The organism is Nocardioides dongkuii, assembly GCF_014127485.1.
Taxonomy (GTDB): Bacteria; Actinomycetota; Actinomycetes; order Propionibacteriales; family Nocardioidaceae; genus Nocardioides; species Nocardioides dongkuii.
Genome location: NZ_CP059903.1, coordinates 2,063,318 through 2,088,071, shown reverse-complemented (window position 1 = coordinate 2,088,071; position 24,754 = coordinate 2,063,318). Strand labels below are relative to the sequence as shown.

General features: G+C 73.7%; 24 protein-coding genes. 10 read left to right on the top strand and 14 right to left on the bottom strand.

The features are described from left to right. Positions 1-8 precede the first annotated feature (8 nt). From H4O22_RS10045 to H4O22_RS10035, 3 genes are read right to left on the bottom strand one after another with little or no spacing between them, the layout of a single operon-like run. Positions 9-824 (bottom strand): carotenoid biosynthesis protein, encoded by an 816-nt coding sequence (locus tag H4O22_RS10045; protein WP_220451340.1) that lies wholly within the window; start codon positions 822-824, stop codon positions 9-11. After that, complete coding sequence (locus H4O22_RS10040; protein ID WP_182526827.1) at positions 821-1,528, bottom strand: monooxygenase; 708 nt, start codon at positions 1,526-1,528, stop codon at positions 821-823. The genes H4O22_RS10045 and H4O22_RS10040 overlap by 4 nt, the downstream gene beginning before the upstream one ends. Continuing rightward, positions 1,525-2,349: a YhjD/YihY/BrkB family envelope integrity protein gene (locus H4O22_RS10035; RefSeq protein WP_220451339.1), complete on the bottom strand. Its 825-nt coding sequence runs from the start codon at positions 2,347-2,349 to the stop codon at positions 1,525-1,527. The genes H4O22_RS10040 and H4O22_RS10035 overlap by 4 nt, the downstream gene beginning before the upstream one ends. 63 nt (positions 2,350-2,412) lie before the next feature. On the opposite strand from H4O22_RS10035, the gene H4O22_RS10030 reads away from it, so the two are divergent. Continuing rightward, positions 2,413-2,754 carry a lycopene cyclase domain-containing protein gene (locus tag H4O22_RS10030; RefSeq protein ID WP_182526826.1) on the top strand — a complete coding sequence of 114 codons (342 nt, stop codon included), beginning with the start codon at positions 2,413-2,415 and terminating at the stop codon, positions 2,752-2,754. Next, positions 2,751-3,110, top strand: a complete 360-nt coding sequence (locus H4O22_RS10025; RefSeq protein WP_182526825.1) for a lycopene cyclase domain-containing protein — start codon at positions 2,751-2,753, stop codon at positions 3,108-3,110. Before H4O22_RS10030 ends, H4O22_RS10025 begins: the two co-directional genes overlap by 4 nt. Here the strand turns inward: H4O22_RS10025 and H4O22_RS10020 are convergent. Continuing rightward, positions 3,079-4,182, bottom strand: coding sequence for a polyprenyl synthetase family protein (locus H4O22_RS10020; protein WP_182526824.1), 1,104 nt, complete (start codon positions 4,180-4,182; stop codon positions 3,079-3,081). The genes H4O22_RS10025 and H4O22_RS10020 overlap by 32 nt on opposite strands. Before the next feature lie 111 nt (positions 4,183-4,293). Here H4O22_RS10020 and H4O22_RS10015 point away from each other — a divergent pair, with 111 nt between their 5' ends. Both H4O22_RS10015 and H4O22_RS10010 read left to right on the top strand, forming a co-directional pair. Then, complete coding sequence (locus H4O22_RS10015) at positions 4,294-4,497, top strand: hypothetical protein (protein WP_182526823.1); 204 nt, start codon at positions 4,294-4,296, stop codon at positions 4,495-4,497. Positions 4,498-4,551: 54 nt separating this feature from the next. Next, a complete protein-coding gene (locus tag H4O22_RS10010; protein ID WP_182526822.1) occupies positions 4,552-5,256 on the top strand; it encodes a hemerythrin domain-containing protein in 705 nt (234 codons plus the stop codon). A 410-nt stretch (positions 5,257-5,666) separates the two neighbouring features. On the opposite strand, the gene H4O22_RS10005 is transcribed toward H4O22_RS10010, so the two are convergent. From H4O22_RS10005 to H4O22_RS09995, 3 genes are read right to left on the bottom strand one after another with little or no spacing between them, the layout of a single operon-like run. Then, a complete protein-coding gene (locus H4O22_RS10005; protein ID WP_182526821.1) occupies positions 5,667-5,828 on the bottom strand; it encodes a hypothetical protein in 162 nt (53 codons plus the stop codon). 11 nt (positions 5,829-5,839) lie between these two features. Then, complete coding sequence (locus H4O22_RS10000; protein ID WP_182526820.1) at positions 5,840-6,928, bottom strand: putative manganese transporter; 1,089 nt, start codon at positions 6,926-6,928, stop codon at positions 5,840-5,842. A gap of 27 nt (positions 6,929-6,955) precedes the next feature. After that, a complete protein-coding gene (locus tag H4O22_RS09995; protein WP_182526819.1) occupies positions 6,956-7,876 on the bottom strand; it encodes a manganese catalase in 921 nt (306 codons plus the stop codon). Positions 7,877-8,150: 274 nt separating this feature from the next. On the opposite strand from H4O22_RS09995, the gene H4O22_RS09990 reads away from it, so the two are divergent. From H4O22_RS09990 to H4O22_RS09980, 3 genes are all read left to right on the top strand, one after another. Beyond that, complete coding sequence (locus H4O22_RS09990; protein WP_182526818.1) at positions 8,151-8,888, top strand: AfsR/SARP family transcriptional regulator; 738 nt, start codon at positions 8,151-8,153, stop codon at positions 8,886-8,888. 172 nt (positions 8,889-9,060) lie between these two features. Next, positions 9,061-9,348 carry a hypothetical protein gene (locus tag H4O22_RS09985; RefSeq protein ID WP_220451338.1) on the top strand — a complete coding sequence of 96 codons (288 nt, stop codon included), beginning with the start codon at positions 9,061-9,063 and terminating at the stop codon, positions 9,346-9,348. A 123-nt stretch (positions 9,349-9,471) separates the two neighbouring features. Next, positions 9,472-10,065 carry a helix-turn-helix transcriptional regulator gene (locus tag H4O22_RS09980; RefSeq protein ID WP_182526817.1) on the top strand — a complete coding sequence of 198 codons (594 nt, stop codon included), beginning with the start codon at positions 9,472-9,474 and terminating at the stop codon, positions 10,063-10,065. A 16-nt stretch (positions 10,066-10,081) separates the two neighbouring features. On the opposite strand, the gene H4O22_RS09975 is transcribed toward H4O22_RS09980, so the two are convergent. Beyond that, on the bottom strand, positions 10,082-11,368 hold the full coding sequence (locus H4O22_RS09975) for a PP2C family protein-serine/threonine phosphatase (RefSeq protein WP_220451337.1): 1,287 nt from the start codon (positions 11,366-11,368) through the stop codon (positions 10,082-10,084). Positions 11,369-11,434: 66 nt separating this feature from the next. Between H4O22_RS09975 and H4O22_RS09970 the strand changes: the two genes are divergently transcribed. Beyond that, entirely contained in the window at positions 11,435-12,277 is an 843-nt protein-coding gene (locus tag H4O22_RS09970) for an SDR family oxidoreductase (RefSeq protein ID WP_182526816.1), read from the top strand. Between the two features lie 58 nt (positions 12,278-12,335). After that, a complete protein-coding gene (locus H4O22_RS09965; RefSeq protein WP_182526815.1) occupies positions 12,336-13,499 on the top strand; it encodes a cytochrome P450 in 1,164 nt (387 codons plus the stop codon). Between the two features lie 19 nt (positions 13,500-13,518). On the opposite strand, the gene H4O22_RS09960 is transcribed toward H4O22_RS09965, so the two are convergent. Next, positions 13,519-14,535, bottom strand: coding sequence for a magnesium and cobalt transport protein CorA (locus H4O22_RS09960; protein WP_182526814.1), 1,017 nt, complete (start codon positions 14,533-14,535; stop codon positions 13,519-13,521). Between the two features lie 123 nt (positions 14,536-14,658). Here H4O22_RS09960 and H4O22_RS09955 point away from each other — a divergent pair, with 123 nt between their 5' ends. Next, complete coding sequence (locus H4O22_RS09955; RefSeq protein ID WP_182526813.1) at positions 14,659-15,186, top strand: hypothetical protein; 528 nt, start codon at positions 14,659-14,661, stop codon at positions 15,184-15,186. Positions 15,187-15,189: 3 nt separating this feature from the next. On the opposite strand, the gene H4O22_RS09950 is transcribed toward H4O22_RS09955, so the two are convergent. The 5 genes from H4O22_RS09950 to H4O22_RS09930 form a co-directional block, all read right to left on the bottom strand. Further along, positions 15,190-16,146, bottom strand: a complete 957-nt coding sequence (locus H4O22_RS09950; RefSeq protein ID WP_182526812.1) for a DUF389 domain-containing protein — start codon at positions 16,144-16,146, stop codon at positions 15,190-15,192. Positions 16,147-16,261: 115 nt separating this feature from the next. Continuing rightward, positions 16,262-19,249 carry a DUF7507 domain-containing protein gene (locus tag H4O22_RS09945; protein WP_182526811.1) on the bottom strand — a complete coding sequence of 996 codons (2,988 nt, stop codon included), beginning with the start codon at positions 19,247-19,249 and terminating at the stop codon, positions 16,262-16,264. Between the two features lie 235 nt (positions 19,250-19,484). Continuing rightward, positions 19,485-22,823 carry a bifunctional lysylphosphatidylglycerol synthetase/lysine--tRNA ligase LysX gene (lysX, locus tag H4O22_RS09940; RefSeq protein WP_182526810.1) on the bottom strand — a complete coding sequence of 1,113 codons (3,339 nt, stop codon included), beginning with the start codon at positions 22,821-22,823 and terminating at the stop codon, positions 19,485-19,487. Next, positions 22,820-23,488 carry a DUF998 domain-containing protein gene (locus tag H4O22_RS09935; RefSeq protein ID WP_182526809.1) on the bottom strand — a complete coding sequence of 223 codons (669 nt, stop codon included), beginning with the start codon at positions 23,486-23,488 and terminating at the stop codon, positions 22,820-22,822. Before H4O22_RS09935 ends, lysX begins: the two co-directional genes overlap by 4 nt. Then, positions 23,485-24,732, bottom strand: coding sequence for an LssY C-terminal domain-containing protein (locus H4O22_RS09930; RefSeq protein WP_182526808.1), 1,248 nt, complete (start codon positions 24,730-24,732; stop codon positions 23,485-23,487). Before H4O22_RS09930 ends, H4O22_RS09935 begins: the two co-directional genes overlap by 4 nt. Between the last annotated feature and the right edge of the window lie 22 nt (positions 24,733-24,754).

The following is a 24,754-nucleotide window of genomic DNA, read 5'->3' as shown; positions in this document are numbered from 1 at the left end:
CACACCTCTCATCGGCGCGCCCGCCGGAGCAGCACGACAACCAGCGGCACCGCCACCAGGCCCATGACCAGGCCGCCGACCAGGGCGACCGGCGGCCGGCCGAAGAACGCCAGGTGCGCCAGGACCGAGGAGAAGTAGGTCCACAGGTAGACCGCGAGCGGGACGGCGTCGGTGCGGAGGTCGGTGCGCAGGTCCGGGCCGCCCGCCGGGACCCGCGGGACAAGCGGGACAAGCCGGTCCAGGACGGCCACGAGGACGAGCGAGACCAGCAGCCAGCCGGCGAAGTTGGTGAGCGGGATGCCCTCGACGCCCGGGAGCGCAGGGTGCGGGTCGTCCCAGGCCCAGTGGCCCAGGTCGACCATCTGCGGGTCGAGGAAGACGTCCCACGCGGTCAGCGCCCACGCGCCGACCAGGGCGGTCAGCCACCGGGAGCGCCCCGCGGTCAGCCACCGGGCGACCACCAGGGCGGGCCACGCCATCATCACCCAGGCGAGCGGCACCAGCGCCGGGACGCCGAGGACCTCGAGGCCCAGGGTGCCGGTGTAGTCGTAGCCGCCGAACGGGAACCCGGTGCGCACCCCGACGGCCTCGGCGACCAGTCCCCCGCCGCCGGCCACCACGAGCAGCGCCCCGGCGGCCGCGGGTCCGCGGGTGCCCGCCACGTCGAGCAGGGCGGCGGCGGAGAGCAGCAGCACGCTGGCCGCGGTCAGCGGCAGGTTGCCCCCGTCGGTGAACGGGAACGCCATCTGCACGAGGACGGCCGCGCCCGCGAGCAGCGCGGCGGCGGGACGCAGGACGGGCCGCGTCGCGACGGTGGTGCTCACGGCGTCCTCCCCTCGTAGGTGCCCTCGACCTCGAGGACGGCGAGCCGCGCGAACAGCTCCTCGGCGTACCAGCGGGACGGCTCGGTCTGCTCCACCGCGGCGCGGTGTGCGGGCCGACGGTAGGCGAAGTCGACGAGCGCGGCGGCGGAGTCCCAGATCGAGAAGGTGCCCTGCAGGCCCACCGGCGCCTCCCCGACACCCACGGCGAGCCGCAGCCCCGGCGACCCGGCCAGGTCGGTGACGACCGGGGGCACCGCGCGCCAGAAGGACAGCGCGCGCGTGGGCCGCAGCCGGGCGCGGGTCACGGCCGCGACGGGACCGGTCCAGCGGTCGTCCGACGAGGTCACGGCGCCGCCGAACGGGTCGACCCCCGACCAGCGGCCCCGCGAGCCCAGGGGGCGCATCCGCACCCGCAGCTGCTCGTGGGACGAGGCCGACCAGGAGCGCAGCAGCGGCGAGGCCGCCCACGCGTCGGCGGCGTCCGCGCCGTCCCAGACGGTGAGCAGCGCCCAGTGGTGCGGGTCCGCGTCGCGCGGCGTGAAGGTGCGGGCCGAGCCGGTGCCGAGCAGCTTGGCGAACCGCAGGCCCGGTACGTCGCGCAGCGCCCGGCGCCCGGTCGCCATCCGGCCGAGCGCGGGCAGCACCCGGTCGACGCCCCACACGTGCACCTCCGCGACGACTCCGGGCACCGGTCCCCCGCTCATCCGCGCACCCCGCTGACCCGCTCGTCCAGGGCCCGGGTGGCGACCCAGCCGAGCAGCACCTGGACGTGCAGGACGTAGAGCCACAGCCCGACCGCGACCACGCCGCCGACGAAGCCGAGCCCCCCGAAGGGGATGCCGACGTCGACCGGCAGGGACAGGAACAGCTGGAAGCCGTGCAGGAACCCCGCGAGGCACGAGCCGGTCGCCAGCGCGCCCACGATCGCCACCCACCACCGCGGCCGGCCCGGCACCACCATCCGGAACACCCACGCGAGCGGCACCGACAGCACCAGCCACACGGTGGTGAACCCGACGAGGATCCGCACGAGCAGGTCCCGGGTGCCGCCGCCCCCGCCCTCGGGCGCGAGCGGCACGAGCGCGTGCCCCACCGAGAGCAGCGCCCAGGTAAGCAGCGGCAGCGCCACCAGCAGCGCCATCACCATCACCCGGGCCCGCCACCCGGTGAACCGGTCCGGCTGCGGCGCCAGGGTGAGCGCCGCGCGCCGGAGCCCCTCGCCGTAGAACGACGCCGGCAGCAGCACGATCAGCGCGCCGACCACCCCGAGGCCGGCGCCCGCCTCGACCAGCACGTCGTACGACGGCCGCCCGCCCATGTCCGGCGGCACCAGCACCCGCAGCTCGCTGAGCCACGCGTGCGCGCCGTCCGCCCCGCGGGTCCAGGTCGTCGACCACAGCGCGAGCAGCAGCCACGGCACGACCGCGATCGCGGCGTAGTAGGTCAGCGTCGCCGCGGCCGCCGCGAGGTCGCGCCCGGACAGCAGCCGTCCCATCCCGCGGCCGAGGCCTCGCACCTCGGCCACCAGCCGGCTCCCCGCACCCGCGCCCGTCACCGGATCCTGGCCCCCTCGCGCAAGGATGGGCGCATGCGCGAGCTCACGTACGCGGCGATGCTGGTCTTCGTCGTCGTCGCCACCCTGCCCCTCGAGGTGCTGCTGCGCACGCGCGTGTACGCCCGGCTGCGCCGGCTCGGGCTGGTGCTGCTGTGCGCCGGGCTGCCGTTCGCGCTCTGGGACCTCGCCGCCGTCGCCGCGGGGCACTGGGAGTTCGACACCTCGCAGACCCTAGGCGTCGTGCTGCCCGGGGGCCTCCCCGTCGAGGAGTGGCTGTTCTTCGTCGTGGTCCCGCTCGCCTCCGTGATGACCCTGGAGGCGGTCCGGGGCGTGCGCGGGTGGACCGTCGGCGACGAGCCGGAGGAGCAGGCGTGACGCACACCGAGGCCTCGCTGCTGGGCATCGCCGCGACGGTCGTCCTGGACCTCTGGGTGCTGCGCACCGGGCTGCTGCGCCGGCGCGCCTTCTGGACGGCGTACGCGATCGTGCTGTTCTTCCAGCTGCTGACCAACGAGTGGCTGACCTCGCGCGGGGTCTTCCGGTACGACGAGGACGCGATCCTCGGGTGGCGCATCGGTCATGCCCCGGTCGAGGACTTCCTCTTCGGCTTCGGGCTGGTGGCGCAGTCGATGATCTGGTGGGTGTGGTGGGGCCGCCGCGGGGTCCAGCAGGAGCCGGCCCTCGGTCCGCGGCCCGAGCTCACGCGATTCGCCACGCGCAGGCATCGGTGAGCGCCGCCAGCGCCCGGCGTACCCGGTCGTCGGCCGGCAGGTCGTCGAGGACGGCGTGCGCCTCCGCGGCGAGGTGCGCGATCCGCTCCTCCACCCGGTCGAGGGCGCCGGAGTCGCGGAGCACCTCGCGGACCGCCTGCAGCCCCCGCTCGTCGAGATCGGGGTCGCCGACGTGGCGGCCCAGCACCTCGCGGCCGGCGCGCCCGGCCCGCTCCTCGGCGTACGCCACGAGCAGGGTGCGCTTGCCCTCGCGGACGTCGTCGACCGCCGGCTTGCCGGTCACGTCGGGCTCCCCGAAGACCCCGAGCACGTCGTCACGCAGCTGGAAGGCCTCGCCCACCTGGAGGCCGAGCGCGCGGTAGCCGTCGAGCAGGTCGCTCGGGGCGCCACCGAGGGTCCCGCCGAGCAGCAGCGGGTGCTCGACGGTGTACTTGGCGCTCTTGTAGTGCAGCACCCGGCGCACCTGCGCGGTGGTCGAGGCGGCCCGGGTCTGGCCGAGCACGTCGAGGTACTGCCCGGCGAGCACCTGGTCGCGCATCTGCGACCAGACGAGCCGCGCGGCGTCGCCGTACGCCGAGGCGCGGGCGCCGTCGGCGAGCAGGTCGTCGGACCAGGTCAGGCACAGGTCGCCGGCGAGGACCGCGACGGCCGCGCCGTGCTCGTCGGGGTCGCCGAGCCGGCCGCTCGCGCGGTGCTCGTCGGCGAAGCCCCGGTGCACGGTGGGCCGGCCGCGGCGGGCGTCGCTGTGGTCCATCAGGTCGTCGTGCACCAGCGCGGCCAGGTGGAAGAGCTCGAGCGCGGCGGCCGCCTCGGCGGCGCCGGGAACGTCGTCCGCCCCGGCCGCGCCGCGGGCGCCCCACAGGCAGAACGCGGCGCGCAGCCGCTTGCCGCCGACGATCGCGTCGCGCAGGGCGGTGACGACGGGCCGCAGCTCCAGGCTGACGTCGACGAGCACGGTGCCGTGGCCGGCGAGCCGGCCGGTCAGCAGGTCGTCGACCGCGGCGAGGCCGACGGGGTCCAGGTCGCGGGGACCCGGCGTGCCCGGGGTCCCCGGGTGGCGGACGTCGGACACGCTCACCGTCCGGCCCCGGCCGGCCGGGAGCCGGGAGACCGCGGGTCCCGACTAGGTTGGCTCTCCGGACCGCGCATGGCGGACCGGTACCCACGGACGAGAGGCAGCCACGTGAACGTGCAGTTCTGGCAGGTCTCGGGCTACGAGGCGAACGCCGACATCGACGACGAGCCCGTCGCCGGCACCCCCCTGCACCGCGGCACCAACACCCACGACGGAGCGGTCGTGTGGGTCTTCCACGACGAGCTTCTGGGGCGCTGGCAGGAGATCGACCCGTCGCTGATCCCCCCGTCGGGCGAGGGCACCGCGGACTGACCCGCCCACCCGGGCGGCCCGGCATGCGGCCGACCGCCGGGGGTACCCGCCCCCATGCGATCACTGGCCGACCAGACCGTTGCCGAGCTCGGGGGCACCTGGAGCATCCTGAACCGGCAGAAGCGCGACCACGTCCTGCTCGAGGAGCTGCTCCAGCAGCTGGAGGCGACCTCGGGGGCCGAGCAGGACGCCGTCCTGAACCGCATCGCCCGCCTCGTCTTCCCGCACGCCTTCGCGGAGGAGTCCGTGCTGTGGCCCGAGCTGCGCCGGGTGCTGCCCGACGGCGACGCCCTCACGCTCCAGGTCGAGAAGGAGCACCAGGAGGTCAACGAGCTCTGGGTGGCCCTGGAGAAGGAGACCTCCCCGAGCCAGCGGCGGCTGCTCATCGACCGGCTGGCCGCGGTGCTCCGCGAGGACGTGCGTGACGAGGAGGACGTCCTCCTCCCCCGCTTCCAGGACGCCGTCGACGTACGCCGGCTGCGCCAGCTCGGCGTCGCCTGGGAGGCGGTACGGCGAACCGCGCCGACCCGGCCGCACCCCGTCGTGTCCCGCCGTCCTCCCGGCAACGCCCTCGCCGCCCTCCCGCTGACCGTGCTCGACCGCAGCCGCGACGTCCTCGACCGCGTCGCGCAGGACGGACCGGAGCAGGCGCGCGTGCAGGCCTCCGCCGCGAGCCGGACCCTGGCCCGCGCCGCGGGGCGGGTCGAGCACTGGGCCCCGCTGCGCCGCGGCGAGCGCCCCGAGACCCACCGCGACTGACCCCGCCCCCGGCGGTCGAGCAGCGAGGAGCGCCCCGGCCCCCGGCGGTCGAGCAGCGAAGGCGCCCCGGCCCCTCGGTGGTCGAGCAGCGAAGGCGCCCTGGCGCCTGAGCGATGTCGAGACCCCGGCAACCCGACGTACGACGGTGATCGAGGCCCCGGGCACGCTGCGGGGGTCTCGACAACGCTCGTCGCTGGCGCTCCTCGCTGCTCGACCACCGGCACTCCCCGGTGGTCGAGCAGCGAAGGCGCCCCGGCCCCTCGGTGGTCGAGCAGCGAAGGCGCCCTGGCGCCTGAGCGATGTCGAGACCCGGCAAGCCGACGTACGGCGGTGATCGAGGCCCCGGGCAGGCTGCGGGGGTCTCGACAACGCTCGTCGCTGCTCGACCACCGGGGACGGCGGTTCCGTCCTCAGGTCGCGGAGGCCGCCAGGTGGTGGCGCGCGGTGTGCCGGGCGAGGAGGAGAAGCAGGACCGCCGCGGCGGCGAGCAGTCCCTGGGGGGTGGCGGTCAGGAGGCACAGGACCGCCAGCAGCAGCTGGACGAGGGTGCAGGAGCTCAAGCGCGGAGTCATGGTGGTGCCTCTCAGGTGAGCAGGAGCATCGCGGAGCCGACCGCGAACGCGGGGATAGTGGTGAGCACGGTGGCCAGCAGGGCCGACCGGTGCTCGAGGGCCAGGAGAGGCAGCAGCGCGTCGCCGTCCTGGCTGATGGTGTTGGCGACCAGCGTGGGCAGCGGCATGCCGCCGACCAGGAACATCCCGGCGAACACGATCTGGATCGCGCACCCGGGGATCAGCCCGATCAGCGCGCCCACGGCGACCCCGGTCAGGCCGAGCACCGGGAGCTGGGACCCGTCGAAGCCGGTGACGTGGCTGAGGAACGACCAGGCCAGGTACGCCGCGGCGACCCAGACGGTCACGAACGCCACCTCGTGGCCCCCGTGCCGGAGCACCTGGGACAGCGAGCCGGGGGTCGCGGTGACCGTGTCGTCGTCGGCGAGCTTGCCGCCGCCGCAGAAGAAGGCGACGGTCGCGAGCGCCGTCCCGGCGACCCCGAGGACCAGGTAGAGGCTCGCGGGGTCCTGGAGCTGGAAGGTGACCGGCAGGCTGATCGCGGCGCCGGCCCCGAGGGTCACCCAGAGCAGCGCCGGCAGCACCCCCACGGCGTGGAGCGCCGCACCCGCCCCGGCGAGCGCCGGCTCGCGCAGGGCCGCCGGGACCGCGGCGGGTGCCGGCGGTCCGGGCGCCGGACGTACGGCGGGGTGCGGCTCCCGGCGCCTGCGGGGCTCGAGCCCGAGCGCGTCGACGGCGTACCCCGTCGCCGCGCCCGTGGCCAGCAGCAGCACCTTGAGCTGCAGGGTCAACATCGGCTCGGCGGCCAGCAGCACCCAGGTCGCGTCCCCCATGGTGGCGACGAGGGCGGCCACCGCGGCGCCGTACGACACGGCGCCACGGGCGTAGGCAGCGACGACGAGGATGGCGCCACCGCAGCCCGGCGGCATGGTCATCGCCGCGGCGACCAGGGGCCCGAGCCCCCGATGACGGGCGAGGAGCTCGTCGATGCGTCCGCCCCACCGGTAGCGCGCCCACCCGAAGGGGGCGACCAGCAGTGCGACGAACACACCCACCTGCATGAAGGCGTCCGCGAGGGGACGCAGGACGAGCTCGGTCATCGGGGGCTCCTCGGCGTGGCGACGGCGTCAGTCGTTGGGCGTCAGCGCGTCCTTGGCCTTGGAGAGCAGGTTCTCGCCGCCCTGGGCGTAGGCGCCGCCGGCGTTCCCGGGCTTGCCGGGGCCCTTGTGGCCGTCGTACGTCGCGAACAGCAGCGGGTCCGGGGCGGGGACGTCGTTGATGTCGTTGGCGAGCGGGCGGCCCTGCTCGAAGACGATCTCCTGGTCACCGACGAGCGTGGTGCCCTGGGCCCAGCGGCCCTCGTGGGCGGTGCTGCCCTCGTGGAAGCTGTAGAAGGTGCGGGCGGCATCGGCGTTCTCGACGTCCTTGAGGGAGTCCTCGAGCCCGTCGGTGTAGCCGTCCTCGATGAGCTGCTCGATCCCGAGCAGCCACTGCTGCTGGTGGAAGGTGTCGCGGCCCAGGTTGAACTGCAGCGTCTCCTTGACCCCCGGGTCGTCGGTCATCTGGTAGACGCGGGCGGTCTGCAGCCGGCTCTGTGCCTCGGCGGCGACGTTGCTGCGGAAGTCGGCGAGCAGGTTGCCGCTGGCGACGATGTAGCCGCCGTTCCACGGGACGCCCTGGCTGTTGGTGGGCATCGCGGCGCCGCCGGTCACGATCGCGTGCTGGACGTTCTGCCCGCCGAGCACCGCGGCGAGCGCCGGGTTGGCGGCGGCGGCCTCGGCCTGGGTCTCGCCCGGCGCACCCTCGAGCAGGCGGGCCATGAGCGTCACCAGCATCTCGACGTGGCCGATCTCCTCGGTGCCGATGTCGAGGATCATGTCCTTGTACTTGCCGGGGATGCGGCAGTTCCAGCCCTGCCAGAGGTACTGCATCATCACGGTCATCTCACCGAACTGACCGCCGATCAGCTCCTGGAGCTTGGCCGCGAAGAGCGCGTCGGGGCGCTCCGGCTTCACCTCGTTCTGCAGCGCGATGCTGTGTAGGAACATGGGTCTCTCCTTCTCTTTCTCCGCCGGCCCGGTCGGTCCCGTGGCCTGGACGAGGACGACTCTCCCGGGCGGTCGTGTCGCGTTCCGTCGTCGCGCGCGCCGTCCGCCGCGTCCGCGCCGCCGTGTCCCGGACCGTCACGACCCCGTCGCAGGACCGTCCCTGCGCCGTCACCGCCGCGTGTCCCAGGACGTCTCAGCTCGTGACCCGGGCGGCATGGATCCGCACCACCCGGGACACCGGCCCGGGGCCCCGACCGAGACCCTGGGAGGGAACATGGACGCTCCACGCACGGCACCCGTGCGACTCTCGCTCCTGGGCGGGTTGGCGGCCCGCTTCGACGACCAGCCGCTCCAGCTGACGCTCGCCGCACAGCGGGTGCTCACGGTGCTCGCCGTCCAGCACCGGCGCTCCCCGGCGACCAGGTCCGCGCTCGCCGAGCGCCTCTGGCCGGACGCCCCGCCCGACCGTGCCGCCTCGAACCTCCGCTCGACGCTCTGGCGGATGCCGCGACCACGGGGCCGGACCCTGGTCGTCTCCTCGGCCACGCAGGTGCGGCTCTCCGACGACGTGGGCGTCGACCTGTGGGACGCCGAGGACCTGGTGCGGGCGCTGTGCGCGGACGGCGACCCCGACGCCGACCGGCTCGACGACCTCGGCCTGCTCGACATGGACCTGCTGCCCACCTGGCAGGAGGACTGGCTGGTGGTCGACCAGGAGAGCCACCGACAGCGGCGGCTGCACGCCCTGGAGCGCTCGTCCCACGCGCTGCGGGAGCGCGGGCGGTTCAACGACGCGCTCACCGCCGCCCTCGGCGCCGTACGGTGCGAGCCGCTGCGGGAGAGCGCGCACCGCAAGGTGATCGAGGTGCACCTCGTCGAGGGCAACCAGGCAGCAGCGCTGCGCCAGTACGACACCTACCGCCGGATGCTCGCCGACGAGCTCGGGCTGCGTCCCTCCCCCGAGATCCGCCGGCTCGTCGGACCGCTGCTGGGGCGACCCGTCGACCACTGACCTGTCGGACCGGCGCGTAGTGGCCCAGGTCACAGGCATGTAGTTCTGACCCATGGTCACCTGTTGGTGAGCCGCTACGGGACGACCGTCCCCGAGCTGCGACCCCTGTCGGGGAGCCACGGACGTCATACATGGGGTTGTCCGCGGTCCGGCGATACTGAAGGAGCACCACATGGCTAACACTCAGACCACCGCCAACCACGGCACCACCCACGCCGGCCGGCGGATCAGCACCGAGACCAAGGCCTCGTTCAAGACCACCGAGCTGATCGCCTACGTCGTCGCCGTGATCGGCGTGCTCGTCGCGTCCGCGATCGTCGACGCCAGCGACTTCGGCGCCCAGGAGGCGTGGTACTACATCACGCTCCTCACCATCGGTTACATGATCAGCCGCGGCCTGGCCAAGTCCGGCAGCCGCGACTTCTACGACGACGTCCCGGGCAACGACGCGCGTCACTGATCCACGAGCACAACCACGCGCCGCGCGCGTGCAGGACGGGCCCGCCACTCTCCGGAGCGGCGGGTCCGTCCGCGTCCGGGACCGCCGCAGGTTTGGAAGCAGCCGGACGCGATACGGGACGTCATGACCAGCGATCCGTGGCGCGTGGCCGTCGTGAGCCGGCACCCCGTCGTCCTCGAAGGCGTGCGCTCGCTCCTCGCCACGGAGCCGGAGCGCCTCGCCGTGGTCGACCTCTCCCTCACCGACGGCCACCTGGCCGGGCTCGACGTCGTGCTCTACGACCTCGTCGGCCTCGCCGAGGCCCACGGCGACGACCTCGCCCACCTGGTCCGGGCCAACACGACCGTCCTGGGCATCGAGCGCGACCACCGCGCCGAGCTCACCAGCCTCGCCCGTCGGCTCGGCGTCACGGCGGTGGTCCCGCTCAGCGCGACGGCCGACGAGCTGGTGTCCCGGGTCTGCGCCGCAGCCCGCGGCGAGAAGGTGGAGGACGCGTGCCTGAGCCGCGCGCGACGATCGGGGGCGCGCCTGAGCCCGCGCGAGCTCGAGGTCGTCGCCGCCATCGCCGCCGGCCAGACCAACCAGCAGATCGCCGACAGCCTCCACCTGAGCGTCAACACGGTGAAGACCACCATCCACCACACCTACGCCAAGATCGGGGTGCGCCACCGCGCCCAGGCGGTCGCCTGGTTCCTGGGACCGCACGCCGACGGCTGACCGTCACACCAGGCCGTCACGCCAGGCGGTCGCTCGCCCGTCCGGGCTCGGCCCCGAAGGCCACCACGCGTGCCCGCTCGTGCTGGCCGTGCCAGTCCAGGCACAGCACGGTCGCGTCGTCCCGGAGCTTCCCGCCGGTGGCCTCGAGGGCACCGTCGGCGAGGGCCCGCACCACCTCGCGCGGGTGCAGGTCCCTGCTCTCGCGGATCGCCACGGGGACGGCGGCGTCCAGGGCGTTGCGCTCGAGCATGCCGTCGGTCAGGAGGACGACGCGGTCCCCGGGTTCCAGGTCCAGGCTGGTGCTGGCGTAGGTCGCGTCCTCGAACATCCCGAACGCGAGGTCCACGCGGAGGTCCAGCGAGGTCAGCTCGGAATCCCGCAGCAGGTACGGCGCGACGTGGCCGGCGTTGACGATCTCGAGCCTGCCGGTGTCCAGCGCCAGTCTCCCCACGATCCCGGTGGCGAAGTCCTCGCCCTCCGCCAGCCGGTGCTTGCAGATCGCGGCGTTCGCCGCCGCGGCCTGGTCCACGAGCGACATCCCCGCTCGGCGAGCGCCCCGCAGCGCCGCGAGGCACATGCTGGCCACGAGTGCGGCGTTGACGCCGTGGCCCATGGCGTCGGTCAGGGACAGGTGCAGGACGTCTCGGGCCAGGCTGTAGTCGAAGGTGTCGCCGCCGATGCTCGCGGCCGGCTCCAGCCACCCCGCGAGGGTGAACGCGGCCGCCTCGCAGGTGCGTGCGGACGGGAGCAGCCGCTGCTGGATCTCGGCAGAGAGCTCGTAGTCCTCGGTGCGCTGGCCCCACTCGTACAGATCGGTGTGCCGCCGGTTCGCGATCACCACGAAGGCCAGCAGGTGCGCCACCCGGGCGACCTCCGTGACGGTGCCGGGCTCCGGGTCACCGGGGAGGAAGAGCTCCAGGAGGCCGATCGACTCCCCCCGCTCGGTCACCGGCGCCAGGACCCGGTGCCGGCCGGGCTCGCCGGCGGCGGACGCGACCACCTGCACGGTCTGCGTGCGCATGGCCTGCTCCACGGGGCCGCCGTCGAGCGGCAGCCGGGTCGCGGTCTCCTCGCCGTGCCGGCGCTGCTGGCCGCCGTCGTCCGCGCCGTCGTCCGCACCGGCGATCGGCAGGTGGGCCAGCCGCACCAGCGCCCGACCGGAGGCGTCGGTGATCAGGAAGGAGACCTCGAGGGCGCCGAACACCTGGCCCAGCTCGAGGGCGACCTTCTCCGCGGACTGGACCGGGGACGCCGCCTCGGCTGCCGCCAGCACGCGCCCGATGTCCATCTCTCCCCGCGTCACCAGCGAAGCATAGGTGTGCTCGACCTCCCGCACGTCGCTTCCCACCCGCCCCCTAGCCTGTCGCCCGTGACTCCTCCCACATCCCGCCGCGGTGCTGTCGTCACCGGGGCCGGCCGCGGCCTCGGCCGCCAGCTCGCCGCCCTGCTCGCCGACCGCGGCCACCACGTCCTGGTCACCGACGTCGACGAGGCGGCCGCACGGGATGCCGCCGCCGAGATCGGGCGCGGCGCGACGGCCCTCGCGCTCGACGTCCGCGACCACGCGCAGGTCGAGCGGGCGCGCGACGCCGTCCTCGAGCAGACGGGACGGCTCGACGTCTGGGTCAACAACGCCGGCGTGCTGATCACCGGTCCGGCCTGGGAGCAGGACGAGGCCACCCGGCGGACGATGCTCGAGGTGAACGCGCTCGGCACCATCAACGGCACCGTTGCGGCCGTCGACGCGATGCGCGGCAGCGGCGGCGGTCACGTCGTCAACGTCGTCTCCCTCGCCGGGCTCACGGCCGTGCCGGGCGAGGCGGTGTACGCCGCGTCCAAGCACGCCGTCCTCGGCTTCAGCCTGAGCACGATGGCCGACCTGCGGATCGCCGGGGTCCGGGACGTCACGATCTCCTGCGTCTGCCCCGACGGCATGTGGACGCCGATGCTCCACGACAAGCTCGACGACCCGGGCGCCGCGCTCTCCTTCTCCGGTCGGCTGCTGCAGCCCGAGGAGGTCGTCGAGGCGGTCCGCGGGGTGCTCGACAAGCCCCGGCTGGTCACGACGGTCCCGGCCGGGCGGGGGCTCCAGGCGCGCTTCGCCGACGCCCTGCCGACCCTCGGGCTGCGGGCCGCTCCGTTCATCGCCGCCCGCGGGCGTCGTACGCAGCGCAAGCTGCTAGCTCAGGGCGGCCCGCGCCCCCGGGGCTGACCCGGCCCCTCAGCCCGAAAGCGTCCGCACAGGCACCTGCGTCAGTAGCCTGGCGCGCATGCCGACGACGACGCCCCTCGCCTACGACCCGATGGACGTCGCCATCGACGTCGCGCCCTACGAGACCTGGCGCCGGATGCGGGACGAGGCGCCGGTCTACCACCACGAGCGACTGGGGTTCTACGCGCTGTCGCGGTACGCCGACGTGTCGGCCGCGCTGCGGGACACTGCGACCTACAGCTCGGCGCACGGCAACGTCCTGGAGTTCCTCTCCGAGCGCGAGCTGGAGTCCGGGATGATGATCCTCACCGACCCACCGGCGCACACCCGGCTGCGGTCCCAGGTGGCCCGGGTGTTCACGGTGCGCCGGATCTCCGCCCTCGAGCCCGAGATCCGCAGGATCTGCGACGAGCTGCTGGAGCGGTGGACCCCGGGCGAGAACTTCGACCTGGTCCAGGACTTCGGCGCGCTGCTCCCCGCCATCGTGATGACCTCGTTGCTCGGCGTCCCGGACGAGGACCGCGAGCCGGTCCGCAGGACGATCGACACGATGTTCCACGTGCTGCCCGACGTCGGCATGTTCAACGACGTCTCCGGCGCCGCGATGGGCGAGCTCGAGCGCTACCTCGACGACCTGCTCACCCGGCGCGCCGCTGACCCCGGCGACGACCTGCTCTCCGGGCTCGTGCAGTCGGAGCTGAGCCGCCGCGAGTGTGTCGAGTTCGCGATGCTGCTCGCCACGGCCGGCACCGAGACCGTGGGCCGGCTGCTCGGCTGGGCGACGGTCGTCCTCGACCAGCACCCCGACCAGCGCGCGGCGCTCGCCGCGGACCCGGCCCTGATCCCGGGGGCGGTCGAGGAGCTGCTCCGCTTCGAGGGCCCCTCGCCGGTGCAGGGCCGGTGGACCACGCGGCCGGTGACCCTGCACGGCGTCACCATCCCGGCCGGCTCCAAGGTGCTGCTGCTGACCTCCTCCGCCGGCCGCGACGAGCGCAAGTACGCCGACCCGGACCGCTTCGACGTCCGCCGCGACATCGACCACCACGTCTCGTTCGGGTACGGCGTCCACTTCTGCCTCGGCGCCGCCCTCGCGCGGCTCGAGAGCAGGATCGGGCTCGAGTCGATGCTGGCCCACCACCCCACCTGGGTCGTCGACCACGAGCGCTCCGTCCGCGCCCACACCTCCACGGTCCGGGGCTGGGAGCACCTGTTCGTCCGCTAGCCGATCCTCGGGCGCGGCCTCACAGCCAGCCCCGGCGCCGGAACACGACGTACAGCACTGCGCACATCGCGCTCATCAGCAGCAGCGCGAAGGGGTAGCCGAGCCGCCAGTCCAGCTCCGGCATCACCCGGAAGTTCATCCCGTAGACCGTGGGGACCAGCGACGGCGCGAACAGGATCGCCGCCCACGAGGAGATCCGCTTGACCTCCTCGGACTGGCGCAGGCTGGACTCGGTGAGCCGCTGGATCTCCTCGTTCTGGCGCTGCCCGACCAGGGTCGCGTTCACGGTGAGGATGTTCTGGAGCAGCACGCGGAGGCCCTCGACCCGCTCGATGAGCCGGATGGCGTGGTCCTCGACGTTGCGCAGCGAGCGCTGGAGCTCCTCGTCCACGTGGTACTTCTCGAAGCCCTCGGTGAGTCCCTCGAGCATCCCGAGGAGGGGCCGGGTGGCCCGCTGGAAGCCGGCCAGCTCGCGGGAGAGCGCGTAGATCCGCCGCGAGACGCCACCGTCCTCGGCGAACACGGCCGACTCGATCTCGTCGATGCTGATCTCCAGGCCGTCCACGACCGGCTCGTACTCGTCCACGACCTGGTCGAGGATCGCGTACAGCACCGCCTCCGGACCCAGGGCCAGCAGCGCGGGGTCGGCCTCCATGCGGCGGCGGATCGCGGCGATGTCGGGTGACTCCGCGTGCCGCACCGTGACCACGAAGTCCGGTCCCGTGAAGACGTGCAGCTCACCGAGCTCGACGCGGTTCTCCGCGGCGACGTACGAGGCAGGACGCAGCACGGTGAACAGCACCCCGCCGTACCGCTCCAGCTTCGGCCGCTGGTGGGCGCTCACGGTGTCCTCGACGGCGAGCGGGTGCAGCGCGAACTCCGCCGCGATCGAGTCGATCTCCCGCCGCGACGGGCGGTACAGACCGATCCAGCCCATCCCGTGCCGCTCCCGCAGCAGCTCGTAGGTCACCTCGAGGGTCTCGGGCTCCAGCTTGCGACCGCCCTCGCAGTAGACGGCGTTGTGCACGATTCCCATGCGACGAGGCTGACAGGGGCGGCGCGCCGTAGACCGCAGGTAGGCGTCAAGGTCGCGTACAGGTCTTCTCAAGGACCCGTCAGGACGAGGGATCGGGTCCCGGTCCCGAGGCAGGATCCGAGCATGACCGATGCAGATCTCGCCCAGCTCCTCCGTTCCACCATGCATGCCTTCGACGCCACCCTGCGGGCCACCCTCGCCGGGGACGAGCACGCCGCGGGAGAGGTGCTCCGCGGGTCGGGCGCGCGTCGGGGGGAGCAGTCCGCGGCGCGGGAGGCGGTGCTGGCGAGGACCTGGGTGCCCGGGCCGACGAAGGCCGAGCAGCTGGAGTACGTCGCGGACCTCGGGTGCGTCGGAGAGCTGGTGGACGAGCTGGCGCGTCACGTGGTCGCGGGCGGCGACCCGCACGCCCTCAGCCCGACGAACCAGCTGACGGTCGCGGTGCTCCTCGACGCCGGCGGCCGGCGCCTGCGCCAGCTGGCCGACAGCCCGGTCGGGCCCTTCCTGCAGCCGTCCCACCTCGGCTGCGGGAAGACCCTGCTGGAGGTGGCCGACCACGGCACCCACGGCGGCTCCCCGACCGCGGCCCTGTGCGCCGGCCTGGCCGCCGTCCTCCTCCGCGCGACGCGGCACGCGTCCCGCGCTGCGTAGGAGTCAGCCGCCGTCGCGGCTGAGCAGCCGCTGGCGCACGAGCGCCTTGCGGCTCCACACCCGCTGCTGGAGCGCGAGGGTGCCCCACCCGGCGAGGACCATGCCAGAGACGTTGAGGGCCAGCTGGAGGACGCTGCCCCACACCTCGTCGGCCGCGCCGAAGGCGATGCCGAGGGCGATGTTGCCGGCAGCGGGAACCGTGGTGACGGAGATGAAGACCCCGGACAGCCCGCCGACCTTGGCCGAGGTCAGGGAGAGCACGCCCGCAGCCGCGGCGATGAGCGCGACGATGAAGGACCACTTGTCGGGTGCGTAGATGAAGCCGGTGCCGGGGCGCTCACCGGTGACGTCGGAGGTGACGACCCACCCCGACGCGCGCGCCGCCAGGGCGGCGAGCGTGGTGACCGCGATCCCGACCCCGAACCCCACCAGGAGCGTGCGGGCGGCCCGGGCGAACAGGGTGCCGCGGCGCCGTACCGAGGCCAGGCCCAGCGCTGCGATCGGGACGAACTCCGGTCCCAGCACCATGGCTCCGATGACCAGGACCTGGGAGTCCACGACGATGGCGACGCTCGCGAGCAGCGTGGCCAGCGTCATGAACGACAGGTAGGTCCAGTTGAGCTCGGACTCCTCGTAGGCGCGCTGGGTGACATCGGCCCAGACGACGGCGTCGGCGCTGGAACCGGGGGTGTGGCGTTCGGCGGCGAGCCCCGCGCGCGAGACCCAGGTGGTCACCGGCTCGATGTGGATCCCGCCGTGCTCGGCGAGTCCGAGGCCGATCAGCCGGTCGATCAGCTCGTTGGCGGCCTCGCGGGCGAGGTCGGCCAGCACGATGTCCCCCACGGGCTCGAGGGACGCCCCGCGCAGCACCGCGAGGTGGCTCACCGCCGGGTCGCCGGCGAAGACCGCCAGCACCTGGTCGGTCAGGTGGGCGGGCGAGGTGATGCGGAGGTGCTGCATCAGGCGCCGGGCCTGGGAGTGGTCGTCACAGCGCGGAGGCTAGCGACTGCGGGCCTCCCCTGTCCTCGGCGCTGCGGCTGGTGACCTGTGCGTTCCCGGCTTTCCCGGGAACGGCTCAACGCCCCCTGCGCGGTGGCACCTGCTTGGCGACGACCACCTGGTAGCGGGTGTAGTGGAAGCGCCCGTTCGGGTAGACGACGCGGTCGGTGCAGCTGATCAGGACCAGGCGGTGCGGGCCAGTGGTGCGGAAGAACCGACGCGGGAGGCGTGCGTTCCGAGGGAAGCTCGCCTTCTGGACGACGGAGAACCGGACCTGTTGCCTGCCGGAGACCACCTCGACCGCCTGCCCCCGATGGGCCTGGCTGAGCCGGCGCAGGGCGCCGGGTCTGTCGTGCCGGTCGGAGACGTGGCCGCCGATGACCGTGGTGCCGATCGCGTCGTCGTAGCCGGCGGACTTGCGGAGCCAGGAGACCATGCCGACGTCGCGGGGAAGCTCCATGGCGCCACGTCGGACGCCGGCCCTCAGCACGGCCGCGTCGAGTCCTATCGCCTTCGCACGGACGCGGGGCAGGCTGCCGCGGGCAGCGGGCGGTGACAGCAGGGTCCCGGCGAAGCCGCCGTTGACGGCCGGCGGCCGGTAGGGGCGCTTCGCGACCGTGAGGGTCTCCGACCTCTGGCCACACCGGTGCGTGGCACGGGCGACCGAGGCGGTGGGCCTCGTGCTCACCCGCCACGTGTACACGCCGGGCTCGGAGACGCGGACCGAGGGAGTCCTCGTCCATCCCCGACGTGCCTGCCAGGTCACGGACCTCTGCAGGTGAGCCGGCCGGCAGCGAGCGGCCGCTCGACTGGAGAACGGGCCGTAGAGGCGCGCGGTGGCCTTGACCCGGGTGCCTCTGCCGAGTCCGGTCAGTCGTACCCGGTCGTGGATCCGCTCCCCCGGCGTGACCCGCCTGTCGGAGACCCGGGTGGCGATCCGCGGCGTGTACCCGACCAGGGGGAGGCCGACGACCGCGGAGCTGGGGTTCGAGGCGACGGGTCCGGCCTGCGGGTCGCGGCCGCCAGCGGTCGCCGTGTTCTCGACGAACCCGGCCCTGACGTCGGCGGCGGTCACCCGATACTGCGCGGTGCAGATCGTGCTCGCCCTGGGCGCGAGCGTGGTGGCCCGGCAGGTGAGGCCGCGAAGCCGCCCGGTCCCGCTGAACGCGGTCTCGGCGATGTCCAGGCCACTGACCGTCGTGTTCCCGGTGTTGGTGACCTTGAAGCGGTAGTCGATCCGGTCAGCGCCGCGTTGCGGGCGACCCGACGCCGACTTCTGCAAGGTGAGCTCCGGGGTCGAGATGACCGGGACGCTCGCCGAGTCGGGTGGCGAGCTGACCGGGTCGCCGCTGGGACCTGTCCCCGTGGCGTGCGCGCTGTTGACGAGCGGCGCTGCCCGGTCGACGTCTGCCTGGGTGGCGGTGTAGGTGGCCTCGCAGCGAGCTGCCTGTCCCGGCCCCAGGGTGGTGCGGTCGCAGACCGGGGTGCTGATGGCGGCGCCGGTGCCGTTGAAGGCGTCGTCGGAGACCGCGACGCCCGCGACGGGGACGTTGCCGGTGTTGGTGACGCCGAACTCGAAGCGGACGGTGTCGCCGGCCTGGACCACCGCCGACGGGAGCGCGGACTTCTCGAACGCCAGCGACGGAGCCGGGGTGGACGGGACCGTGGCGCTGTCGTCGTTGGACGTCACCGGACCGCCTCCGGGATCGGACCCGGTCGCGCGAGCGGTGTTGGAGACGGAGCCGGCGGCGACGTCGGCCGCCTGCACGGTGTACGTCGCCGTGCACGTCGTGGACGTGCCAGGTTGAAGTGTCGTCGCGGCACAGACGGGGGTGCTGGGTGTCCCGGCCCCGGAGAAGGAGACCTCCGTGACTGCGATCGCCGAGACGGGGACGTTTCCGGCGTTGGTGACCTCGAACGAGTAGGTGAGGACGTCGCCGACGTCGTACGGCCCCAGCGCAGTGACCGACTTGGCGAGCTCGAGCTCGGGAGCCGGCGCGTCCGGCGTGTTGGTGACCGTGCACACGTAGTCGTCAGCGTCGCCGATGGTCAGGGACCAGTTGGCTATCTCCAGCTGTGGCACGGGGACCGGGCCGTCCTCGCTGACGCACGACAGCGAGCCGGTGTAGTCGGTCGGCAGCGACGGCGACGCGTCGGTGAGGTTGTCCGTGACGAGGTAGGTGCGCCCGCGTACGACCGGCTGGTTGATCGAGGACACAGACGTCTGGGTCCCCGTCGTCGTGACGTCGACGACCGGGTCCCCAGCGGCGTCGAGGAGGGCGACGGTGAACTGGTCGTCGGTCACCAGCCGGCCGCCCACGTTCTTGACCACCGTGACAGTCGCGAGCGGCGTGTGGCACATGGCGCCGTCGTTGTTGGCCGAGTTCGGGCCGCCGGACAGCTTGAAGGCCTCCGTCGTCCGCGGGTCGACGCGGAAGATGTTGCCCGACCGGTTGTTGCTGACGTAGAGGTAGGTCCCGTCGCTGTACGCGGCTCCGAAACCACCGGCCTCTCCGGCGAGGGCGTCGAGCACGCCCAGGTCGGTGAACTGGTGGGTCGTCGTGTCGAACGAGACCAGCACGCTGCGATACCGACCCCCGACGCTCTGGACCACGACCCCGTACAACGTGCCGTCGATGAAGGCCCAGTCGACCGGGAAGCCGGCGGTCGACGTCGCCGTCCCCTGGTCCACCAGGGTCGGCGGGTCGTCGGTCAGATCGACCTCCGCCCAGGGTCCGTTCACCTCGAGGAGCCACAGGTGCCCTCGCTCGTCGACGTCGCCCGAGCTCCACATGATGTCGGTGCGCAGCCGCTGCTCGTCGTTGCTCGGCACGCCGAGGGGCGTCAGCGCCAGGTCCGCGCCGATCCGGACGATCTGCTTGCTGTCCTTGTAGTAGCCGTACATGAAGTCGTCGCGGTCGTTGTACCCGACGCCGTTGACGTAGCCATCGATCGTCCCGGCGCGCGTCGACGCTCCCGTCACCAGATCGACGGCGTACACCTCGGTCTCGAACTGATAGGGCGACTGGAAGAGGTACGCCGTCGTCGTGCACTCAAACGCCACTTCGTCAGCATGCGCAGCAGGTGGCGAGACGACCTCGACGGCGAGCATGCTCGTCGCCACCAAGGCGGAGGCCACGACCCACCACAGTGCCCTGCGGAGACGCCGCCCGCGCGGACGCTTCCCCCGACCGACCGACGTCTGCACAGCGAAGCTCCCTTGCCCGGCGATGCTCCACCATGCACACGACGGGTCGGCGAACTCCTCATTCATTTCGAATGATCTTCGGCCGGCCCGGTCAGCGCTGCGGCTTGACCAGCGGGAACAGGATCGTGTCGCGGATGCTGAGGCCGGTGAGGTTCATGACCAGCCGGTCGATGCCCAGCCCCATGCCGCCGGTCGGCGGCATCCCGTACTCCAGCGCCTGGAGGAAGTCCTCGTCGACCTGCATCGCCTCGGCGTCCCCCGCGGCCGCCAGCAGGGACTGCGCGACCAGCCGCTCCCGCTGGTCGACGGGATCGATCAGCTCGGAGTACGCCGTGCCCTGCTCGGCGCCGAAGATGACCAGGTCCCACTTCTCGGTGAGCCGCGGGTCGTGCCGGTGCGGCCGGGTCAGCGGGGCGTTCTCCTTGGGGAAGTCGGTGTAGAAGACCGGGGTGGTGGTCCGGCTCTCGCAGAGCTCGCCGTAGATCTCCTCGAGCACGAAGCCCCAGGACGGGTCGAGGTCGAGCTCGAGGCCGATCTGCTCGGCGTGGCGGAGCAGGGTCCGCAGCGGGGTGTCGGTGGTGACCTCCTCGCCCAGCGCCTCCGAGACCGCCTGGCAGATGGTCCTCACCGGCCACTCCCCCGACAGGTCGTGCTCCACGACCTTTCCGTCCGGGCCCGGGCGGCGGGCCACCGGCGCGCCGTACACCGCGGTCGCGGCCTCCTGGATCAGCTCCTGGGTGAGCACCCGCATGGTGTCGTAGTCGCCGTAGGTCTCGTAGACCTCCAGCGAGGTGAACTCCGGGTTGTGCTTGAAGTCGGCGCCCTCGTTGCGGAACTGCCGGCCGACCTCGAAGACCTTCTCCATCCCCCCGACCAGCAGCCGCTTGAGGTGCAGCTCAGTCGCGATCCGCAGGTAGAGGTCGAGGTCGTAGGCGTTGATGTGGGTCTCGAACGGGCGTGCGTTCGCGCCGCCGTGGACGGTCTGCAGGATCGGGGTCTCGACCTCGGTGAACCCGCGGGCCCGCAGCGAGTCCCGGACGCTGCGCACCACCGTCGCCCGCTGGTAGGCGATCGCCCGCGACTCGGGCCGGACGATCAGGTCGACGTACCGCATCCGGACCCGGGCGTCGGGATCGGTGAGCCCCTCGTGCTTGTCGGGCAGGGGCCGCAGCGCCTTGCTGGTCAGCACCACCGTCTCCGCGCGGACCGACAGCTCGCCGCGGTTGGTGGTGACCACGGTCCCGGTGACGCCCACGTGGTCGCCGAGGTCGATGGAGTGCTCCCAGAAGGCCAGGTCGTCGGCCGAGACGTGCGCCGCGTCCACCATCACCTGGAGGTCGCCGCTGCCGTCGCGCAGGGTGGCGAAGCCCAGGCGCCCCATGTCCCGCTTGAGCAGCACCCTGCCGACCACGCTGACCGTCGTCGCGGTCTCGGTGCCGGGCGCGAGGTTCTCCGGGACCAGCGCGCGGACCTCCGCGAGCGTGTGGGTCCGCGGCGCGGTGACCGGGTACGGGTCGATCCCGGCGGCCCGGATCCGGTCCAGCTTCGCGCGGCGTACCCGCATCTGCTCGGGCAGGTGCTCGGGCGACACGGCCTCGGCGACGACGTCGCGCGGCGGCGGGACGAGCGCGAGGACGGCGGCGGCGTGGTCGGGCCCGCCGGTCTGCAGGCCGTCCTCCCCCTGCTGCCCGCGCGCGTGGCGGCGCAGCATCGCGATCGACGGCGCGGTGAGGAACCCCTCGGCGCTGCCCGCCGCCATCCCCACGCGGGGCAGGTCGGAGGTGTACTCGTAGCCCAGGTAGCGCGGCTGCCACTCGGGGAGGTACTTGGCGTTGGAGCGGTAGAGCGACTCCAGCTGCCAGTTCCGGCTCGCCAGCAGCAGCCCCTGGCGCCACAACCGGGCGACCGGGGCGGCGCCGATCTCGGCGCCGCGCTCGAAGGCCTCGCGGAACATCGCGAAGTTCAGTGAGACCGGCCCGATCCCGAAGGTCGCCGCCTCGTCGGCGAGGCTGGCGACCATCAGCTCGACGAGCCCGTTGTCGGACGTCGGGTCGCGCCGCATCAGGTCCAGCGACAGCCCGGTGCGCCCCCACGGCACGAAGCTCAGGAACCCGCGCAGGCCGCCCTCGGCGTCGTACGCCGCGACCAGCACGCAGGCCCCGTCGAGCGGGTCGCCGAGCCGGCCCAGCGCCATCGAGAAGCCCCGCTCGTCTCCCCCGTCTCCCCGCCACGACGCAGCGGCGTCGTCCAGGGCCGCGAAGTCGGCCTCGGTCAGGCTCGCGTGCCGCAGCACCCGGGTGGTGTAGCCGCGGCGACGCAGGCGGGAGACCGACTGGCGCACCTGCTTCATGCCGGGGCCGGTGAGCGAGAACGCCGTCAGGTCGACGACCGCCTCGTCGCCGAGGTCGAGCACCGAGAGGCCGGCGTCGGCGTACGCCAGGGCGCCCTCGTGGCCGGCGCCCATCACCGCCAGCGACCATCCCTTCGCCCGGGCCTGGTCGCGCCATCGCGCGATCGCGTCGGGCCAGGACGCCGGGTCGCCGACCGGGTTGCCGCTGGCCAGGCTGACCGAGCCGACGGTGCGGTAGGAGACCCCGGCCCGCGCGGTCTCCGGGGAGCCGGTGTCCCACACGACCGCCTTGTCGCGCCGGGTGGCGAAGTAGCCGAGCGAGTCGTGGTCCCCGAAGTCGCGCAGCAGGGTCCGCACCCGGGCCTCGTCGGCCACCCCGAGGGTGCGGGTGTCCCGCGACGCCCGGAACAGGATCAGCGCGGCGCCGAGCACGACCACGGCGCCGAGCACCCCGATCACCAGGCGCACCCACCACGGAGCCTCGGCCGCGGGCTCGGAGCCGATCCGCCCCAGGTCGATCAGGATCGCGTCGAGGACGTAGCGGAGCGACGCCGGGTAGCTCGCGGAGCGGCCGAAGGCGCTGACCAGGGCACCGCCGCCCAGCACGGTCACCAGGCCGCCGCCGAGGAAGACCGCCAGCGCCGTCCACAGGCTCCCCGGCGCGCGGCGGGCGACGAACTGGTGGCGCACCGCGACCGCCAGGACGATCACCGCCCCGACGAGCACCAAGCCTGCGGCGGACAGGACCACGTCCTCCCCCCGGGACACCGAGAGCACCCTCCCGACCTCGGGGACCCCGAGCCACCACACGACGACGACCCACCACGCCGCGAGCAGCCGGCGGCGCAGCGCGACGGCCGTGACCAGGAGAAGGGCGGCGTAGACCAGGCTGGGGACGATCGGGATGGTCAGCTGCGAGAGGGGGTCGGCGGACTGCTCGAAGTAGCGGTGCCAGGGCGGCACCACCGCCACCACCGCGGCCAGGGCGGCGAAGAGGAACCACGCGCCCGCGAACCGGTCCGGCCACCGGTCGTCCGCGGGCAGGTGGCGGCGCAGGCGGCGCTCGGACTCGCCGCTCATGTGGGTGGCCGCGCTGCCCGGTCGCGCGCCGCGCGTGCCGCGAGCACGCCGAGGCAGCCCAGCCAGGCACTGATCGTGACGACGTTGACCCGCTGGCTGACGCCGGCCACCCACCGTCGGCCGGCGGAGGGCCGCGCGTAGCCGTACACCAGGCTGCTGCCCGAGCCGAGGCAGAGGACCCACCCCGCAGCCCGGTGGAACCAGCGGGGTCCGCGGTGCCGCGTGGTCGCCCAGGCAGCGGCCACACCGAGGTAGAGCGCCGAGTCGGAGACGATGCTGGCGCCGTCGTGCAGGTCGCTGCGCGGGCGGCGGTCGACCTGGTCGCGGACCACGCCCGGACCGCACGGGGTGGGGACCAGACCGGCGGTAGCCGCCCCGACCGCGAAGACGGCGGTGGCGCCGGTGACGACCTCGCGCCCCGGACCGGCCGGGAGACCGGCGCGCACCGCCGGCAGCAGGGGCAGGACCAGCGCGGCGCAGCCGACCTCGCCGGCTCGGTACACCCACGCCTGCGACTCGCCCGGAGCCGCCAGCTCGCTCACGGCGTGGCCCAGGCTCGCCGACCCGCGGCGTACCCAGTCCAGCACGAAGTTGGCGTAGAGGACCCCGGCACCGAGGCCGAGGACGGCGGGCAGCAGCGGGCTGCGCCACGGCGCCCGGGTCATGCCGACGCCTTCGCCGGGGTCGTGCGGGCCCCCGCGCCGGTGGCGTAGTCCCGGGCCTCCTGGCTGGACAGCGCGAGCAGGACCAGGATGCTGCCGCCGACCGTGAGCAGCTGGCCCAGACCCACCGGCGGCCGGTGGCCGACGAACGAGACGGTCATCGCGGTCACCGCGGTCACCGAGCACCCGGCGACGAGCAGGAGCCGGGCCCAGTTCCAGGCAGCGAGGGTGGCGAGCGCCAAGGCGCCCTCGCAGACGGCGAGGATCGCGACGGTCACCGCCAGCACCGTGGTGGACTCCTGGACGACGTACACCGTCGCGCCCACGGCGTACGTCGAGGCGCGGGCGAGGGCGACCCCGGACCCGACCAGCACCGACTGCGGGACGTCGGTCGCCCGCGCCGCCGGCGCGGAGGCGTGCGCGCCGCCTCGGCCGGGGGCGCAGCGCACGTCGAGGATCGGCAGGTCGCCGTCGGTGCGGATCCGGTCGCCGCCGCCGTTGCGGTGGTGGTAGCCGGAGGAGAAGTTCTCGATCACGCCGACCTGCGCGGCGGGCACCGCGTCGCACACCGTGGCGACGACGAAGTCGCGCTCGACATCGGTGTCCTCGTCGATGCGGTGGGTGAACTGCAGGGTGAACAGCGACAGGCCGACGCCGCGGTCGAAGGTGGCCGCGGCCAGCCAGTCGGCCCGGAAGCCCCCCGGCAGGAGCCAGCCGTCCGGGCAGCGCCAGAACCGGATGTGGTGGCGCTGCGAGGGGCTGCCCGCGACCTCCTGCTCGTAGGCGAAGTCCTGCCTGCGGTCGAAGAGGTGCAGCGGGCTCACCGGTGCGCCGGCGTAGCTGCGCCCGCGCAGCACGCCGCGGACGATGCCGGCCGCGCTCCGGACGTCGAGCTCGTCGGCCAGCGTCCACCCGGCGAGGGTCATCGCGCCGTGGACCTGGTCCTCGTCCCCGAGGAACCCGAGGTTGACGGGGTCCCCGAGGAGTCCGTCGCTGGTGCGGGTGCGCCCGACGAAGTAGCCGGGCAGGTAGATCGCGGTGAGGATCCGGTGCAGGCGCGGCAGCACGAGGTAGCTGAAGAACACCCAGAAGACGAGCAGCAGCAGCGTGGGCCACCCGGGGCGGACCCCGTCGCGCAGCAGGACGTAGGCGAACCAGACCGCGATCACCCCGGAGAGCGCGAACAGCCAGCCGTCGAGCACGTCGCTCCACGGGGTCCTGCGGTCCTGCGAGCGCCTGCGCCGCATGGGAGCCAGTGTGCCTGACGTC